Source organism: Streptomyces sp. GESEQ-35, from assembly GCF_017948485.1.
Taxonomy (GTDB): domain Bacteria; phylum Actinomycetota; class Actinomycetes; order Streptomycetales; family Streptomycetaceae; genus Streptomyces.
Genome location: NZ_JAFFSX010000016.1, coordinates 142,336 through 160,198, shown reverse-complemented (window position 1 = coordinate 160,198; position 17,863 = coordinate 142,336). Strand labels below are relative to the sequence as shown.

Sequence of the window (17,863 nt, the reverse complement as noted above, 5' to 3'; positions counted from 1 at the left end):
CACCGGGGTCCGGGGCCGCAGAGATCGGTTCAAGGGGCGAGGTTAACCTACCTAATAGGTATTCATCAAGGGTGCTGGCCGGGGTTGGGCGCTTATAGAAATCCCTGTTGTTTACCTTGACATAAACCTACCAAGAAGGTTTCTTGAGGGGCGGTGGCGCCGTCGGTACCAGGCGCCGAGATGTTCCACCCGTGGTCCCCGGAGGCCGTCATGTCCCCACCCCGCCCGCGGATCGTCGTCAGTCAGAAGGTGGCTGTCGGTGTCGTGTACGTGGCCGGGATCTTCCTGAGCACGCTCGACATGACCATCGTCAACATCGCCCTCCCCTCGATCGGCCGCGCCTTCGACGTCCCCTCCACGGCCGTCGACACCGTGTCCGTCTCGTATCTGGTGAGCCTGGCCGTCTTCGTCCCGGCCTCCGGCTGGCTCGGCGACCGCTTCGGCGGCAAACGCACCCTGCTCACCGCCATCACCGTCTTCACCGTCGCCTCCGCCCTGTGCGGCACGGCAGGCAGCCTCGGCCAACTGGTCGTGTTCCGGATCCTTCAGGGCGCGGGCGGCGGGATGCTCGCCTCGGTCGGCATGGCGATGCTGCTGCGCGCCTTCCCACCGGAGGAACGGGTCCGTGCCTCAGCGGTGCTCACCATGGCCAACGGCCTCGCGCCCACCATGGGCCCGGTCCTCGGCGGCCTCCTGGTCAGCGAGGTCTCCTGGCGGGCGATCTTCTACGTCAATGTGCCGATCGGCGTCGCCGCGGTGGCCTTCGGAGCGCTGTGCCTGCGCAACGACCCCGCGCGGCCCACTGAGCGGCTCGACGTCACCGGGTTCCTACTCGCCGCGTCCGGGTTCGGGCTGCTGATGTTCGGCGTCTCCGAGGGACCCGAGCGGGGCTGGTCCTCGGCACCGGTGATCGTGGGCCTGGCCTGCGGGGCGGTTCTGCTCACCGGGCTGGTCGTGGTGGAGATCCGCAAACGGGCCCCGATGATGGACTTCCGGCTGCTGCGGATCCGTCTGTTCGCCGCGGGCACCGCCGCCATGACCATCCAGTCGGCGACGCTCCTCGGCACCCTCTTCCTCATCACCCTCTACCTCCAGGACGTACGGGGGATGACCCCGCTGGCCGCCGGACTGGCCACCTTCCCCCAGTCGTTGGGGGTGGCCGTGGGTTCCCAGCTCGCGAGCCGGCTGCTGTACCGCAAGCTCGGGCCGCGCCGCCAGCTGATGCTCGGCGCGGCCGGCACCAGCGTCGCCGTGGCCCTGATGAGCCTGCTCGGCGCGGACACCCCGCTCTGGCTGGTCGTCGCGCTGCTGGTGCTGATGGGCCTCGCCGTCGGACAGGTCTTCCTCGGCACCCAGTCCGCGTCCTTCGCCACGGTCTCCGACGCGTCCTCCGGGCATGCCTCGACCCTGTTCAACGTCGGCCGCAGGATCGGCGGCGCCTTCGGGGTCGCGGTCGTCACCACGGTCCTCGTATCGGCCTCGGGCTCCGGCGGGGGTGACATGTCCGGCTACCGGGCGGCCTTCCTCACCGCCGCCGCCCTCAACGTCCTCGGCCTGTACGCGGCCACCCGCGTCAGCGACTCGGACGCGGCCCCCACGATCCCGCAACCCCGTCGCCGCAGAAAGCGAACACCGTCCGATCCGATCGGGACTTCGAACGTCACGAGATAGGGACCTGAAAATGCACAGAAGCAATGGCGCTTCATCGAGCCTTCGGACCTACGCCCCGCGCAGGCGAACCGGCGGGATCGCCGTGGTGGTGGGCCTGACCGCCGCGGTGGGCTGCTCGGCGAGCGCGGCCCCCGGCGCGGGGGAGGCCATCACCGTCTCGGTCTCGATCGCGGCCCCCGCCAACGCCCCGATCTTCCTCGCCGACGAACTCGGCTACTTCAAGGACGAGGGTCTCGACGTCAAAGTGGAGACCATCGCGAACGCGAGCCTCCAGATCGCCACCGGAAAAGTGCAGTACGGCGCGGTCAACACCTCCACCGTGATCCAGGCCGCGACGCAGGACATCGACCTCCAGCAGATCTGCGTGACGCAGGTGGACCCCTCGTACATGCTCGCCGTGAGCAACCAGGCCTGGGATCGCAACGACATGAGCGAGTCGATGTCGCTCAAGGAGCAGCTGACCGCGCTCAAGGGCGAGAACATCACCGCGATCGGCGGCCGGACCGTCAACCCGGGCGCCAAGCTGCTGGAGAGCCTGCTGGAGAAGGAGGGCCTGCCCAGGGACTGGATCGGCGTGCTCTCGCAGGCCAACACCGCTGCCTCCACCGCCGCGTTCCAGAAGGGCCAGGTAGGCCTGGTCTTCCAGCCCCAGCCCATACCCGACCAGGTGCTGTCCGTCGCCCCGGGCAAGATCATCTACGACACCGGCAGCTCCGATCTGTTCGCCGAGCTGGACAGCGTCGCGTGGTCCGGCGTCGGCGCCTCGCGGTCGTACGCCGCGGACCACCCGGACGTCAGCGAGAAGATCTGCAACGCCGTCGGCAAGGCCAACAACTACCTCGACGAGCATCCCGAAGACGCCGCCAAGGCCCTGCACCAGAGCATGAACTCGTTCGGCGAGGACGTCCTGGTGGACAGCATGGGCTCCTACAAGTGGGCCAAGGACGCGGACATGACCGAGGAGCAGTTCACCAAGAGCGTCGAGGTCCTCGCGGGTCTCGGGATGTTCGAGGAGCCGTCCGCGGACGTGCTCGAAGACGCCTACACGGCCGACTACCAGAAATGACCGGTCGCTGCCGGACACGGCATGCGTCGACGCCAGCACAGGGACGAGGCGGAGGAACGTGAAGCAGGACCTTGAAACCGCGCGGCCGGCGATGATCCTCGGGGATCTCACGCACCGGTTCGTGACGCCCGACGGCAAGATGATGGACGTCCTCCAGGACGTGTCCGTGACGGTCCGGGAGAAGGAGTTCTTCACGGTCGTAGGACCCAGCGGGTGCGGCAAGAGCACCCTGCTGAACATCGCGTCCGGCCTGCTCCGGCCGACGTCCGGCAGCGTACGGCTGCTGAGCGGGGAACGTGAGCTGGAGAAGCTGGAGATCGGCTACATCACGCAGGACTCCAATCTCTTCCCCTGGTTCACCGTGCTCGAGAACGTCATGATGCCGCTGGAGATCCGCAAGGTGCCCAAGCGGGAACGGGCCGAGCGGGCCAGGGAATGGATCAAGATCGTCGGCCTGGACGGGTTCGAGAACCACTACCCGCGGCAGCTGTCCGGCGGTATGCAGAAGCGCTGCTCCATCGCGCGCACCATGGTCTACGAGCCTGAAGTGCTGCTCATGGACGAGCCCTTCGGCGCTCTCGACGCGATCACCAAGACGACGATGCAGAAGACCGTGCTCGACCTGTGGCAGCGGCGGCAGACCTCGGTCGTCTTCATCACCCACGACCTCACCGAGGCGATCGCCCTGTCCGACCGCGTCGCCGTCATGACGGGCCGCCCCGGCCGGATCCGGCACACCGTGGACATCCCGCTCGAACGGCCCCGGGACGTCTACAACATCACCGACCTGAAGAACTTCCAGGAGCTGCGGCGCGAGCTGTGGGGCCTGCTCGAGAACGACCTGGACTCCTAGGAGGAGACGGCGATGGCCATCGAAGAACCGCTCACCATGCGCCGGGGCCGGGTGGTCCGGCAGAAATCCGAGGGGCGTCCGCGCGGACGCCACGGCATGATCGTCCTCGGCGGGCAGCTGGGTGTCGTCCTGCTGATCCTCGGGCTCTGGCAGCTCGTCAGCGGCCGGTTGATCGACTACTTCCTGATCAGCAACCCGGTCGACGTGATCGCCAAGCTGGTCGACGTGCTCGGCGACAGCTCCATGCACCACCACATCATGATCACCGGCCAGGAACTGGTCCTCGGCTGGGCGCTCGGGGCGGGCGCAGGCGCCGTGCTGGGCTGGGCGCTCGGCGCGGTGAAGATCGTGGGCGAGATCCTGGAGCCGATCCTGAACGCGATCAACGGCATTCCCAAGGTCGCGCTGGCGCCGATGATGCTGCTCTGGTTCGGCCTGGGCATCGGCTCGAAGATCGCGATCGCGTCCATGATCGTGTTCTTCCTGGTCTTCTTCAACGTCTACTCGGGCATGCGCAACGTGCCGCAGCCACTCGTCGAGGTGGCCCGGGCCATGGGCGCCTCGCGGCTGTACGTGGTGCGCAAGGTGGTTGTGCCGTCGGTCGCCGTGCCGCTCTTCGCCGGCCTGAAGGCCGGTGTGTCGTTCGCGATGATCGGCGTCATCGCCGGTGAGTTCATCTCGGCCGACGAGGGACTCGGCTACTACTCCATGACCTCGACCCAGCAGTTCGACCCGTCCGGGCTGTTCGCCGCCCTGGTGATCATCGTGGCCATGGTCGTCCTCGGCAGCGCGCTCATCGGCATCTTCGAGAAGCGCGCCCTCAAGTGGCAGAACTGACGGGTGATCCGCACCCGCCGGTGCAGCCTTGCGTCTCGCGGGACTCGGCTCCGGGATGCAGGTCCTCGATGGTGATCGACGCGGCTCAGGCCGCGCTGGAGGTGGCACGCGCCCGTGTTGTGCGCAGGGGCCGCCGAACCCGGCGGGGAGGGGCAGGGCGTCAGCCCGCAGGGCCATGAAACCGAACCCCTTCTACGGGAACGTGGCGGCAGTGGGCATTCCTCCCCGCGGCTGTCACTGTGTCAGCGCTCCCGTGCCTGCCTCCGCCTCGCGGGGCATCCCCAGGAGGGCGTCTCGGAAGGGGAACACATGAGCACGAACGGCGCGTCCGGCGCGCAGCGACGGGTACGGCTGGGCACCTGGCCGACGCCCCTCGAACCGGCGCCCCGCCTCGCTGCCGCTCTCGGCCTGGACCCCGCCGATCTGTGGGTGAAGCGGGACGACCTGACCGGTCTCGGGGCGGCGGGAACAAGTTCCGCGAACTGGAGTGGACGGTGGCCGCCGCGCCGGCCGGGGGCGCCGATTCCGCCGCTGCCGTGACCATGAGTCGCGACGACAGCGCCGGAGCTTGTCCTCGCCACAAGGAGACCGCCTCGGAATCCCCACGGCGCGGGGCGCTTCCGGCGCGCCCTTACCCTTGACCCATGACCAGCAGCAGCGACCGGAGCCCGGCAGTGGACGTGAAGACCTACGAAGTGCGCACCTACGGGTGCCAGATGAACGTCCACGACTCCGAGCGATTGTCCGGGCTGCTCGAAGAGGCCGGTTACGTACGCGCGCCCGACGGTTCCGACGGCGACGCTGACGTCGTCGTCTTCAACACCTGCGCCGTGCGGGAGAACGCCGACAACCGGCTGTACGGCAACCTCGGCCGCCTCGCGCCGAGGAAGGCGAGCCGGCCGGGCATGCAGATCGCGGTCGGTGGCTGTCTCGCGCAGAAGGACCGCGACACCATCGTGAAGAAGGCGCCCTGGGTGGACGTCGTCTTCGGCACGCACAACATCGGCAAACTGCCGGTCCTGCTGGAGCGCGCCCGCGTGCAGGAAGAGGCGCAGGTCGAGATCGCCGAGTCGCTGGAGGCGTTCCCGTCCACGCTGCCCACCCGCCGCGAGAGCGCGTACGCGGCCTGGGTGTCGATCTCGGTGGGCTGCAACAACACCTGCACCTTCTGCATCGTCCCGGCCCTGCGCGGCAAGGAGAAGGACCGCCGCACCGGCGACATCCTCGCCGAGATCGAGGCCCTGGTCGCCGAGGGCGTCTCGGAGATCACGCTGCTCGGCCAGAACGTCAACGCGTACGGCTCCGACATCGGCGACCGCGAGGCGTTCAGCAAGCTGCTGCGGGCCTGCGGCTCGATCGACGGCCTGGAGCGCGTCCGCTTCACCTCCCCGCACCCGCGCGACTTCACCGACGACGTCATCGCCGCCATGGCCGAGACGCCGAACGTGATGCCGCAGTTGCACATGCCCATGCAGTCAGGCTCGGACACCGTCCTGAAGGCGATGCGCCGCTCCTACCGGCAGGAGCGCTACCTCGGGATCATCGAGAAGGTCCGCGCCGCCATCCCGCACGCGGCGATCACCACCGACATCATCGTGGGCTTCCCCGGCGAGACCGAGGAGGACTTCGAGCAGACGCTGCACGCGGTGCGCGAGGCCCGCTTCTCGCAGGCCTTCACCTTCCAGTACTCCAAGCGCCCCGGCACCCCCGCCGCCACCATGGAGAACCAGATCCCCAAGCAGGTCGTCCAAGCGCGCTACGAGCGTCTCGTCGCCCTCCAGGAGGAGATCTCCTGGGACGAGAACAAGAAGCAGGTCGGCCGCACCCTGGAACTGATGGTCGCCGAGGGCGAGGGCCGCAAGGACGGCGCGACCCACCGCCTCTCCGGCCGTGCCCCCGACAACCGCCTGGTCCACTTCACCAAGCCGGACCAGGAGGTCCGCCCCGGTGACGTCGTCACGGTGGAGATCACGTACGCCGCCCCGCACCACCTCCTCGCCGAGGGCCCGGTCCTCGATGTGCGCCGCACGCGCGCGGGCGACGCCTGGGAGAAGCGCAATGCCACAGAGGCGGCCAAGCCGGCCGGCGTGCTGCTCGGTCTGCCGAGGATCGGCGTCCCCGAGCCGCTGCCGGTCGCCACGGGCAGCGGCTGCGGCTGCGACTGACCGCGGGGCGGTGGCGGACGGCCTGCGTCGTCCGTCCACCGCCGTACGGGGTTACCCTGCCGATCATGCTTGTCGCCGCCGCCGTCTGCCCCTGTCCACCGCTCCTCGTGCCCGAGGTCGCCGCGGGCGCTGCGCCCGAGCTGAACGACGCGCGCGCCGCCTGCACCGACGCGCTCGGCGTTCTCGCCGCCGCCCGGCCCGACCTGCTCGTGGTGATCGGACCCGCGGAGCCGAGCGGACGCGGAACGCATCCGGAGGGCACACGCGGCTCGTTCCACGGCTTCGGCGTGGCTCTCGACGTACGACTGGGCAGCGCCAAGGGCGATGACATGGACCCGGCCGGGGCGGAGCCTCGGCTTCCGCCCTCGCTCGCCGTGGCCGGATGGCTGCTGGAGCGCACCGGGTGGTCGGATGCCCCGATCGAGGGACTCGGTGTGGGGGAACCTCTGGCGGCCGAGGGGTGTATCGAAGTGGGAAGGGGAATCGCCGCGCGTGCCGAGCGGGTGGCGCTGCTGGTGATGGGCGACGCCAGCGCATGCCGCACGCTGAAAGCCCCCGGTTATCTCGACGAGCGGGCGGCGCCCTTCGACGCGGAGGTCGCGCGTGCGCTCGGAGCCGCGGACGTGCCGGCCCTGAAGGCACTCGACGTCGAGTTGGCGTATGAGCTGAAGGCATCGGGCCGGGCACCCTGGCAGGTCCTCGCGGGCGCGGCCGAGGGGGCGGAGCTGGGGGGTGCGCTGCTGTTCGAGGACGCGCCGTACGGCGTGGGGTACCTGGTCGCGACCTGGTCGTAGGGCCGCAGCGGCACGGATGAAACGGCGGACGGCCGGGAGCTGATCCGCTCCGCGGCCGTCCGTCGGTGTGCCGTTCAGGAAGTCGGCGGCGGCGACTCCGGCGGCGTCGTGGGTGCGCCGCCCGTGCCGGTGTCGTCCTTGTGCGCGAGTCGGTCCATGGCTCCCTTGGCCTTGCCCGTACCCGACTGGATCTTGTCGCTGTACTTGCCCTTGGTCTTCTTGTCGACGGCCTGTGCGGCCTTGTCGAGGCCGTGGGTGACCTTGTCCCCGTGCTGTTGCGCGAGGCCCGAGACCTTGCCCTTGGCCGGGGCGAGTTTGGCCTTCAAATTGTCCAGGAGACCCATGGTCCACCTTCCCTCGCGGGAGCAGTTACGTGCGGGCGCCCTCGTCGGCGTCGCGGTCGGCCGCATCCTCGGCGGAATGCTGCTTGGGGATTTCGACGCCCTCCCCGGCGGTGGCCTCGACGGTTTCCACCGCCTCCTCCGCGGCCTCGGCCGGCGCCCTCGTCTCCGCAGCCTCAGTGCCTTCCGCCTCGTCCGCCGCGGGTTCGGCCGTTGGTGTATCGGCCTGCGCCTCGGCGGTTGACGCCTCCTCCGTGGCCTTCGACCTCCGGAAAAGTCGTGCAAAAACGCCCATATCCACTCCATACGTTACTCGTGCGGGCGAATTCCCGCGTAGCCCGGTGCGTCCGTTTGTGTCGACCGGGTCACCGCCTCTCGAAATCGGCGGCGAAAACCTCGCAACAGGGAACGACCCCGGACCCGTGCCGTCACGTAACTCGTTCGAGGCGGCGGCAGGAGGTTTGCGAGACTGGGTCGGTGAGTAGCGCACCCCACGTCCCCCGAGTCATCGCCGTCGTCGGTCCCACCGCGGCCGGAAAGTCCGATCTGGGCGTCTTCCTGGCCCAGCGTCTGGGGGGCGAGGTCGTCAATGCCGACTCCATGCAGCTCTACCGGGGGATGGACATCGGCACCGCCAAGCTGACGCCCGAAGAACGCGCCGGCATCCCGCACCACCTCCTGGACATCTGGGACGTGACCGTCACGGCGTCCGTCGCCGAGTACCAGAGACTCGCCCGGGAGCGGATCGACGCGCTGCTCGCCGCCGGGCGCTGGCCGATCCTGGTCGGCGGTTCCGGCCTGTACATCCGTGGGGCCGTCGACAACCTGGAGTTCCCGGGCACGGACCCCGACGTCAGGGCCCGGCTGGAGGAGGAGCTGACGCTCCGCGGCTCCGGCGCGCTGCACGCCCGGCTTGCCGCCGCCGATCCCGAGGCCGCGCACGCGATCCTGCCCAGCAACGGCCGCCGTATCGTCCGGGCCCTGGAGGTGATCGAGATCACCGGCAGACCGTTCACCGCCAACCTCCCCGGCCACGACTCGATCTACGACACCGTCCAGATCGGGGTGGACGTCACGCGCCCAGAACTCGACGACCGCATCACCCGCCGGGTCGACCGGATGTGGGACGCGGGGCTCGTCGACGAGGTACGCGCGCTTGAGTCACATGGACTGCGCGAGGGGCGTACGGCCGCGCGCGCCCTCGGCTACCAGCAGGTGCTCGCCGCGCTCGCCGGGGAGTGCACCGAGGAGGAGGCGCGCGCCGAGACCGTCCGTGCCACCAAGCGCTTCGCGCGCCGTCAGGATTCGTGGTTCAGGCGCGATCCCCGGGTGCACTGGTTGAGTGGGGCTGCGGCGGATCTCACAGAACTTCCGCACCTCGCCCTGGCGTTGCTCGAACGACCGGTTACAGCCTGATCACGTCATGGCATCGGGACGCTCAGGCCGTCATCCAGGCCTCCGGCGCCGTGCCATCATCGAGCTTCGATCGACCAAGTGGAGTCCGAGTTGGGAGGGCGCGTGGCGATGGAGGCCGGCCCTCGCGACACCGCACGAGACACCGAGCCCCTCACCGCCGAGAGCGGTGAGCCGGAGCCGGACGGCGACCGTCTGAGCCCGGACGGGCTCGACGAGGACGGTGTGACCGACGACGGCCCTGAACCCGACGAGATGCTCACGGGCGGCCCGGAGGTCGAGGTCGAGCTGCGACCGCAGCGCCGGCTGCGCATCTGGCAGCTCGCGCCCATCGTCGCCCTGGCCGCGCTCGGCTCCCTGATGTTCGGGTTCCCGCTGGCCTTCGACTTCGGCGACAGCGGTGCCGTGATCGCCATGCTGGGGCTGCTGATCTGCTCGTGCGCGGCCGGCTGGGGCATGATGGCCGCCCGCCGCGTGGGTTACACGTGGCCGGGCCTGCCCCAGCGCGGCTCGGGGCGCAATCCGGACTGGCGGGTAATCCTGGCCTACGTCGTGGTGGTCGCGGCGGTGGTGGTGCTGGCGGTATGGCGCGTGGCCAGGCTGCGCTGAGGCGCCCCAAAGGGGCGCGGGGCTGTGTCGATATGCGGCTCCGCCGCGTGGGCGCGACCAGCCCCCACCGGCCCGCGGTGAAAATGCGACCTTCCCTTACGATCGAGGAATGAGCACGCGCACGCGGATCCCCTTCCTCAAGGGCCACGGCACCGAGAACGACTTCGTGATCGTCCCGGACCCCGAGAACACCGTCGACCTGCCGGCGGCAACCGTCGCCGCCCTGTGCGACCGCCGCGCGGGCATCGGCGGCGACGGCCTGCTGCATGTCGTACGGTCCGCCGCGCACCCCGAGGCCGAGGACATGGCGGCCGAGGCGGAGTGGTTCATGGACTACCGCAACGGCGACGGCTCGATCGCCGAGATGTGCGGCAACGGCGTGCGGGTGTTCGCGCGCTACCTCCAGGGCGCCGGACATGTCACCGAGGGTGACCTCGCCGTCGCCACGCGCGGGGGCGTGAAGACCGTGCACATCGCGAAGGACGGCGCCATCACGGTCGGCATGGGCAAGGCGCGGCTCCCCGAAGGGGACGACGTCACCGTGAGCGTCGGCGAGCGCAGCTGGCCCGCACGGAACGTGAACATGGGCAACCCCCACGCGGTCGCCTTCGTGGCGGACCTCGCGCACGCGGGCGACCTGTACTCCCCGCCGCCCTTCAGCCCGGCGTCCGCCTACCCGGACGGGGTGAACGTCGAGTTCGTGGTCGACCGCGGCCCCGCCCATGTCGCGCTGCGCGTGCACGAGCGCGGCGCCGGCGAGACCCGCTCGTGCGGCACGGGCGCGTGCGCCGTCGCCGTGGCCGCCGCCCGCAGAGACGGCGCCGACCCCGCGGTCACCGGTACGCCCGTGACGTACACCGTCGATGTGCCCGGCGGAACCCTCGTGATCACCGAGCGGCCCGACGGTGAGATCGAGATGACCGGACCCGCGGTGATCGTGGCCGAGGGTGAGATCGATGCGGAATGGCTGGAAAACGCGGTTCGGTGACCGTGCGTATCGCGGTCCCGATGCCGGGAAACGTTGGTTCCATGGGCTTGTGAGACGCGGAACTGCCGTGGGCCGCAGGTCACATGGCGCGAAATCGTAAACATCCAGACGGTCGCTCGAATGGGTGATCCGTTTCACGCTCGGCGAGAGGCGGTCAGTCACGCGTGGTGGGCTCGGTAGCATCAAGCACCGGCCCGGACGGGGGAACAAGCCATCCCCTGAGCCGCCGTCCGCCATGGGGCAACCCCGTCCGCCGGTCCACGCAGCCGGAGGTGCCCATGAGTGCGGAGGCCACGAACCCTGCCGCAGGTCCCGTAGCCCCCACAGGGCCCCGCAGGAGGTCGCTCCCCAGGATCGACCTGCGCCGCCTGGGCCGCGCCGCCCTGCTCGGCCCCACCTCCCGCGACCGGCTGCCCGATGCCATCGGCCATGTCGTCGAGGCCCACCGCGCCCACTACCCCGACGCCGATATCGAACCCCTGCGCCGCGCCTACGTCCTGGCCGAGTCCTCGCACCGCGGGCAGATGCGCAAGAGTGGCGAGCCGTACATCACGCATCCGCTTGCCGTGACCCTGATCCTCGCCGAACTCGGCGCCGAGACCACGACCTTGACGGCGTCTCTGCTCCACGACACCGTCGAGGACACCGAGGTGACGCTCGATCAGGTCGGTGAGGAGTTCGGCCGGGAGGTCCGCTATCTCGTCGACGGCGTCACGAAGTTGGAGAAGGTCGACTACGGCGCCGCCGCCGAACCCGAGACCTTCCGCAAGATGCTCGTCGCCACCGGCAGCGACGTCCGGGTGATGTCGATCAAGCTCGCCGACCGGCTGCACAACATGCGCACCCTCGGCGTGATGCGCCCGGAGAAGCAGGCTCGCATCGCCAAGGTGACCCGGGACGTGCTCATCCCGCTCGCCGAACGCCTCGGAGTCCAGGCCCTCAAGACCGAGTTGGAAGACCTCGTCTTCGCGATCCTGCTCCCCGAGGAGCACGAGCACACACACGAGTTGATCGCCGACAACGCGGCGCGCCCCGACGACCCGCTCGCCGAGATCGCCGACGAGGTGCGCACGGTCCTGCGCGACTCCGACATCCAGGCCGAAGTCCTCATCCGGCCCCGGCACTTCGTCTCCGTGCACCGTGTCGCCCGCAAGCGGGGGCGCCTCAGGGGCTGCGACTTCGGCCGGCTGCTGGTGCTGGTGAGCGAGGACGCGGACTGTTACGGCGTCCTGGGCGAGCTCCACACCTGTATGACGCCGGTCGTCTCGGAGTTCAAGGACTTCATCGCCGTCCCCAAGTTCAACCTCTACCAGTCGCTGCACACCGCCGTCGCCCGGGAGGACGGCCAGGTCGCCGAAGTCCTCATCCGCACACACCAGATGCACAAGGTCGCCGAGGCCGGCGTCGTCGCGCTCGGCAATCCCTACGCACCCGCCCCCGAGGACCCGGCCGACGGCGAGCGCGTCGACCCCACCCGGCCCGGCTGGCTGTCCCGGCTGCTCGACTGGCAGGAGGGCGCCCCCGACCCCGACACCTTCTGGTCGACCCTGCGCGAGGACCTCGCCCAGGACCGCGAGATCGCCGTCTTCCGGCCCGACGGCGGCAGGCTGGGCCTGCCCGACGGCGCGACCTGCGTCGACGCCGCGTACGCGCAGTACGGCGAGGACGCGCACGCCTGCATCGGCGCCCGCGTCAACGGCCGCCTGGCGACGCTGAGCACCGTCCTGCGGGACGGCGACACCGTTCAGCTCCTCATGGGGCAGGACCCGGCCTCCGAGCCCTCCAGAGAGTGGCTGGAGCACGCGCACACACCGGCGGCCCGGATCGCGATCCAACGGTGGCTCGCCACGCACCCCTCGTCGGCCGAGCCCGACGCCGAGGCCGAGCGCGGTCCCGAGGCACCGTCCGCGTCCCCGCGGCCCGCCGCCGACGGCCCCGCCACCCGGCCGGGCACCGCGAACGCGGTCGTCGACCAGCCCGGCGCCACCGTACGGCTCGGCGGCTGCTGCACGCCCGTACCGCCCGACGAGGTCACCGGCTTCTCGGTCCGCGGGGGAGTGGTGACCGTGCACCGCGTCGAGTGCGCCGGCGTGGCGCGGATGAAGAGCGCGGGGCGCCCGGAGGTCGGCGTGCGCTGGGGCGACACCACCGAGTGCCGGGTCACCCTGGTCGCCGAATCGTTCGGCCGCCCCCATCTCCTGGCCGACCTGACGGAAGCCATCGCCCTGGAGGGCGCCGAAATCGTGTCGGCCACCGTCGAACCCCCGAGCCAGCAACGCGTCCGCCACACCTACACCCTCCAACTCCCGGACGCCGCCCACCTCCCCGCCCTGATGCGGGCGATGCGGAACGTGCCCGGGGTGTACGACGTCGGGCGGGCGCAGACACCGGGAGCGTGAGGGCGGCACGCCAACCACGCGCGCGTGCAGCGCACTACGGCCCTCCTTCAGGACCCCGTTCGAGTGGGCCGGACGCGCGTCGTCACCGCGCCCAGGGTCAGCCCTGGTAGCCGTGGTGCATGCTGCTCACCCTCCGCACCCCCCGACGGCTGAAGGCGGCCCTGCTCGCCTCTGCCGTGTCCGTCTGCCTCGTCGCGGCCAGTGCCCCGCCGGCCCCCCTCGGCGTCGGCGACCGTCTCTTCCCGCACCTGGGCAACCCCGGATACGACGTGGCGTCGTACGACCTCTCCTTCACCTATCCCGGCACCAACAGCAAGCCCCTCCAGGCCGTCACGACGATCAGTGCCTGGACGACCACCGCGCTGGACCGCGTCAACCTCGACTTCGCGCACGGCAAGGTCAAGTCGGTCCAGGTCAACGGGGAGACGGCGGCCTTCTCCAGCGCCGGTGAGGATCTGGTCGTCACCCCCGGGCAACCGCTGCCCGCCGGCAGCTGGATGCGGATCACCGTGCGGCACACCAGCGATCCCCGCCCGGCGGCGGGCGGCCGGGACGGAGGCTGGGTGCGGACCGCCGACGGGCTCGTCATGGCCAATCAGGCCGACGTCGCCCACCTGGTGTTCCCGTGCAACGACCACCCCTCGGACAAGGCGATGTTCACCATCCGGGTCACCGCACCCGACGGCCACACCGCCGTCGCCAACGGAATGCAGACCGACGTCGACCGCACGCGCGGGGCGACGACCTGGACGTACCGGACCCGGCACCCCATGGCCACCGAACTCGCGCAGGTCTCCATCGGACGCTCCACGGTGCTGCACCGCACCGGACCGCATGGCCTGCCGGTCCGGGACGTCGTCCCCACCAAGGACCGGGGGCCTCTGGAACCGTGGCTGAAGAAGACCCCGGGCCAGATCAAGTGGATGGAGAGCAAGCTCGGGTCGTACCCCTTCGAGACGTACGGCCTGCTCATCGCCGAGGCGGACACCGGGTTCGAACTCGAGACGCAGACCCTCTCTCTCTTCGAGAGAGATCTGTTCATCGAGTCCGGCTTCCCCGCGTGGTTCGTCGACTCGATCATGGTCCATGAGCTGGCCCACCAGTGGTTCGGCAACAGCGTCAGCCCCCGCACCTGGTCCGACCTGTGGCTCAGCGAGGGGCATGCCACCTGGTACGAGGCCCTGTACGCGGAGGAGAAGGCGGACAAGCCGATGCGGGCCCGGATGAAGGCCGCCTACGGCAACTCCGACCGCTGGCGTGCGGCCGGCGGACCGCCGGCCGCGCCCAAGGTGCCCGGGCCCGGCCAGAAGATCGGCATCTTCCGCCCCAACGTCTACGACGGCGCAGCACTCATCCTGTACGCGCTGCGCGAGAAGATCGGCCGCCCCGCCTTCGAGCGCCTGGAGCGGGCCTGGGTGCAGGAGCACCAGGACGGCGCCGCGACCACCGCCGAATTCGTGCGCCTTGCCTCCGAGGTGTCCGGACGCGACCTCGGCGGGTTCTTCCAGGACTGGCTGTATGGCAAGAAGACCCCGCCGATGCCCGGTCACCCGGACTGGAAGCAGAAGGCGGCGGACAAATAACCCGGTGACGAGACGCCCCGTCCCGTGCAACCATCTTCAGGTCGGCGCGGTACGGGGCACGGGAATCTCCCGGAGTGCTCGTACGTTGAGAAGAATGACCGCCGCAATGGCATCCCCAACGACGTAAGGACCCAATGACCTCCTCTTCTTCCCCTTCCCAGGACACTGAGCGCCTTGCGCCTGCCTACCCCGAAGGTCTTCGGGCCGATGCCCTGATGGAAGAGGACGTCGCCTGGAGCCACGAGATCGACGGAGAGCGGGACGGCGAGCAGTTCGACCGCTCCGAGCGCGCGGCCCTGCGCCGCGTGGCGGGCCTCTCCACCGAGCTCGAGGACGTCACCGAGGTCGAGTACCGACAGCTCCGTCTGGAGCGCGTCGTGCTCGTCGGTGTCTGGACGACGGGGACCTCGCAGGACGCGGAGAACTCCCTCGCGGAGCTCGCCGCCCTCGCGGAGACCGCGGGCGCGCTCGTGCTCGACGGCGTGATCCAGCGCCGCGACAAGCCCGACGCGGCGACGTACATCGGCTCCGGCAAGGCCGACGAGCTGCGGGACGTCGTCCTCGAATCGGGCGCGGACACCGTCATCTGCGATGGTGAGCTCAGTCCTGGTCAGCTGATCCATCTCGAAGACGTCGTCAAGGTCAAGGTCATCGACCGTACGGCCCTGATCCTCGACATCTTCGCCCAGCACGCCAAGTCCCGAGAGGGCAAGGCGCAGGTCGCTCTCGCGCAGATGCAGTACATGCTGCCGAGGCTGCGCGGCTGGGGTCAGTCGCTGTCCCGGCAGATGGGCGGCGGCAAGGGCGGCGGCCTGGCCACCCGTGGTCCCGGTGAGACCAAGATCGAGACGGACCGGCGCCGGATCCGCGAGAAGATGGCGAAGATGCGCCGGGAGATCGCGGAGATGAAGACCGGCCGCGAGATCAAGCGCCAGGAGCGCAAGCGCCACAAGGTGCCCTCGGTCGCCATCGCGGGCTACACCAACGCCGGCAAGTCCTCGCTGCTCAACCGCCTCACGGGCGCGGGCGTCCTGGTCGAGAACTCCCTGTTCGCGACCCTGGACCCGACGGTCCGCAGGGCCGAGACGCCGAGCGGCCGTCTGTACACGCTGGCGGACACCGTCGGTTTCGTCCGGCATCTGCCGCACCACCTGGTCGAGGCGTTCCGCTCCACGATGGAGGAGGTCGGCGAGTCCGACCTGATCCTGCACGTGGTCGACGGTTCGCACCCGAACCCGGAGGAGCAGCTGGCCGCCGTACGCGAGGTGATCAGGGACGTCGGTGCCACCGACGTACCGGAGATCGTCGTGATCAACAAGGCCGACGCGGCGGACCCGCTGACGCTCCAGCGGCTGCTGCGGATCGAGAAGCGCGCCATCGCGGTCTCGGCCCGCACCGGCATGGGCATCGACGTGCTGCTCGGGCTCATCGACAACGAACTGCCGCGGCCGTCGGTCGAGATCGAGGCGCTGGTGCCGTACACGCACGGCAAGCTGGTCGCCCGCGCCCACACGGAGGGCGAGGTGATCTCCGAGGAGCACACCCCGGAGGGCACGTTGCTCAAGGCGCGGGTGCACGAGGAGCTGGCGGCGGATCTCGCGCCGTACGTTCCCGCACCGCTCGCCTGACGCCGTACGAGACTGAAAGGCCCGCCCCTGCTTTTCGCGGGGCGGGCCTTTCAGCATGTGCGGGGCGGGCTCTTCGGCGTCACTGGCCGGCGAACTTCTCGCTCACCGAGTCGTACACGCCCTTGGCCACATCACCCAGCCGCGGACCGGCCAGCCAGCCCGAAGTCGCCGGGCCGATCGAGGTGTTGGACACCAGCGCCTGCTCGCCGTCCGCGCCCGTGGTGACCCAGCCACCGCCGGAGGAACCGCCGGTCATGGTGCATCCGATGCGGTACATCGTCGGGTCGGAGGCGGCGATGGAGAGCCGTCCGGGCTTGTCCTGGCACTGGTACAGCGTCTCGCCGTCGAACGGTTTCGCGGCCGGGTAACCGGTCGCCGTGATGCTCTCCACCTGCTGCACGGCCGGAGCCGCGAAGTCCACCGGCAGCGCCGAACCGACGGTCTCCTCCAGCGACTTGCCGTCGCCGTTCTCGGGCGTCACATGGATGACGGCGAAGTCGTGCGACGCACCGTCCCCGCCCGTCGCACCGCCCTGCTCGATCCACTGGTCCGAGGTCCGCGCCCAGTCGCCCCACCAGACGCCGTACGGAGCGACCTCCTCCTGGGTGGCGCTCGCCGACTCCGCGGCCGACATGGCCGAGTCGTTGTACGACGGCACGAACGCGATGTTGCGGAACCAGCCGCCGCCCTTGCCCGCGTGCACACAGTGGCCCGCCGTCCACACCATGTTGGACTTGCCGGGGTTCGCCGGGTCCTGCACCACCGTCGCCGAGCAGACCATCGTGCCCTCGGGGGAGTCGAAGAACACCTTCCCGGCCGTGGGGGCGTTGTCGTGGTACGTAGGCGCCACGGCCTCGGCGTCCACCGGCTCGGGCGTCGGGTCGGTCACGCCCTGGTCACCGGAGAGGTCGCTGTCGTCGACGCCCTGGTCCAACTCGTCGGCTTCCCGCATCCGTTCCGGATTCCACAGATCCTCGATGATGGGGTTGACGAAGTCCTCGGCCTCGCGCAGCCAGTCGTCCTTGTCCCAGTTCTTCCAGGCGCCGTTCTTCCAGTTGTCCAGGTCGATCCCGTGCTCCTTGAGCCGGTCCGCCAGGCCGTCCGGGATCGTGATCTTGCCGTCGCCCTCCGCGGCGGCGGAGTCCGAGGCCCGCGCGTCCGCATCGGCGTCGCCCGAGCCGCAGGCCGTCGCGGTGAGCACGAGCGCGGAGGCGAGCGCAACTGCGGCCAGTACGGGGGAGATTCTGCGGCGCGCGCTCCCTTCCCGGCGAGCGGTGGACGAAGGCCTTGTCGATCGCATGATTCGACTCCCCCTGAGATAAACGAAATTCGGCGCTACGGCCGTGACCCGTTCTGCTGCCACGACATCCAGGAACGGCAACTCACACTATGCGCCCGCTGTGGGTGCCCGCCGACGGAACGGCAACGGTTTCGCTACGGGGAATCCGATCCGGACGTTCATCCCGACGAAGGGTGGTTGATCGCCGGGCGGTACCGGCTACCGCCCTGTCTTCGA

Annotated in this window: 16 protein-coding genes; 13 read left to right on the top strand and 3 right to left on the bottom strand. The window is 70.0% G+C overall.

Going from position 1 to position 17,863, the window contains the following annotated elements; translation table 11 throughout:
• Positions 1–210 precede the first annotated feature (210 nt).
• The 7 genes from KCH87_RS28540 (at position 211) to KCH87_RS28510 (ending at position 7,386) form a co-directional block, all read left to right on the top strand.
• Positions 211–1,671 (top strand): DHA2 family efflux MFS transporter permease subunit, encoded by a 1,461-nt coding sequence (locus tag KCH87_RS28540; protein ID WP_210589157.1) that lies wholly within the window; start codon positions 211–213, stop codon positions 1,669–1,671.
• Positions 1,672–1,681: 10 nt separating this feature from the next.
• A complete protein-coding gene (locus KCH87_RS28535) occupies positions 1,682–2,737 on the top strand; it encodes an ABC transporter substrate-binding protein (RefSeq protein WP_210589156.1) in 1,056 nt (351 codons plus the stop codon).
• 58 nt (positions 2,738–2,795) lie between these two features.
• Positions 2,796–3,590, top strand: coding sequence for an ABC transporter ATP-binding protein (locus KCH87_RS28530; protein WP_210589155.1), 795 nt, complete (start codon positions 2,796–2,798; stop codon positions 3,588–3,590).
• A gap of 12 nt (positions 3,591–3,602) precedes the next feature.
• Positions 3,603–4,427 (top strand): ABC transporter permease, encoded by an 825-nt coding sequence (locus KCH87_RS28525; protein ID WP_210589154.1) that lies wholly within the window; start codon positions 3,603–3,605, stop codon positions 4,425–4,427.
• Positions 4,428–4,736: 309 nt separating this feature from the next.
• Entirely contained in the window at positions 4,737–4,967 is a 231-nt protein-coding gene (locus KCH87_RS28520; protein ID WP_247196951.1) for a hypothetical protein, read from the top strand.
• Between the two features lie 104 nt (positions 4,968–5,071).
• A complete protein-coding gene (gene miaB, locus KCH87_RS28515; RefSeq protein ID WP_210589153.1) occupies positions 5,072–6,592 on the top strand; it encodes a tRNA (N6-isopentenyl adenosine(37)-C2)-methylthiotransferase MiaB in 1,521 nt (506 codons plus the stop codon).
• 65 nt (positions 6,593–6,657) lie between these two features.
• Entirely contained in the window at positions 6,658–7,386 is a 729-nt protein-coding gene (locus KCH87_RS28510; protein ID WP_210589152.1) for a class III extradiol dioxygenase subunit B-like domain-containing protein, read from the top strand.
• A gap of 74 nt (positions 7,387–7,460) precedes the next feature.
• Here KCH87_RS28510 and KCH87_RS28505 read toward each other — a convergent pair whose 3' ends face one another.
• A complete protein-coding gene (locus KCH87_RS28505) occupies positions 7,461–7,730 on the bottom strand; it encodes an antitoxin (protein WP_210589151.1) in 270 nt (89 codons plus the stop codon).
• 25 nt (positions 7,731–7,755) lie between these two features.
• Positions 7,756–8,022, bottom strand: coding sequence for a hypothetical protein (locus KCH87_RS28500; protein ID WP_210589150.1), 267 nt, complete (start codon positions 8,020–8,022; stop codon positions 7,756–7,758).
• 182 nt (positions 8,023–8,204) lie between these two features.
• Here KCH87_RS28500 and miaA point away from each other — a divergent pair, with 182 nt between their 5' ends.
• From miaA to hflX, 6 genes are all read left to right on the top strand, one after another.
• Positions 8,205–9,143, top strand: coding sequence for a tRNA (adenosine(37)-N6)-dimethylallyltransferase MiaA (gene miaA, locus KCH87_RS28495; RefSeq protein WP_210589149.1), 939 nt, complete (start codon positions 8,205–8,207; stop codon positions 9,141–9,143).
• A 108-nt stretch (positions 9,144–9,251) separates the two neighbouring features.
• A complete protein-coding gene (locus KCH87_RS28490; protein WP_210589214.1) occupies positions 9,252–9,749 on the top strand; it encodes a hypothetical protein in 498 nt (165 codons plus the stop codon).
• Between the two features lie 109 nt (positions 9,750–9,858).
• Positions 9,859–10,737 carry a diaminopimelate epimerase gene (gene dapF, locus KCH87_RS28485; protein ID WP_210589148.1) on the top strand — a complete coding sequence of 293 codons (879 nt, stop codon included), beginning with the start codon at positions 9,859–9,861 and terminating at the stop codon, positions 10,735–10,737.
• 278 nt (positions 10,738–11,015) lie between these two features.
• A complete protein-coding gene (locus tag KCH87_RS28480) occupies positions 11,016–13,136 on the top strand; it encodes a bifunctional (p)ppGpp synthetase/guanosine-3',5'-bis(diphosphate) 3'-pyrophosphohydrolase (protein WP_210589147.1) in 2,121 nt (706 codons plus the stop codon).
• 119 nt (positions 13,137–13,255) lie between these two features.
• Positions 13,256–14,719 (top strand): M1 family metallopeptidase, encoded by a 1,464-nt coding sequence (locus KCH87_RS28475; RefSeq protein ID WP_210589146.1) that lies wholly within the window; start codon positions 13,256–13,258, stop codon positions 14,717–14,719.
• A gap of 134 nt (positions 14,720–14,853) precedes the next feature.
• Positions 14,854–16,347, top strand: a complete 1,494-nt coding sequence (hflX, locus tag KCH87_RS28470) for a GTPase HflX (RefSeq protein WP_210589145.1) — start codon at positions 14,854–14,856, stop codon at positions 16,345–16,347.
• Positions 16,348–16,426: 79 nt separating this feature from the next.
• On the opposite strand, the gene KCH87_RS28465 is transcribed toward hflX, so the two are convergent.
• Complete coding sequence (locus tag KCH87_RS28465) at positions 16,427–17,647, bottom strand: serine protease (protein WP_210589144.1); 1,221 nt, start codon at positions 17,645–17,647, stop codon at positions 16,427–16,429.
• Positions 17,648–17,863: the final 216 nt, after the last annotated feature.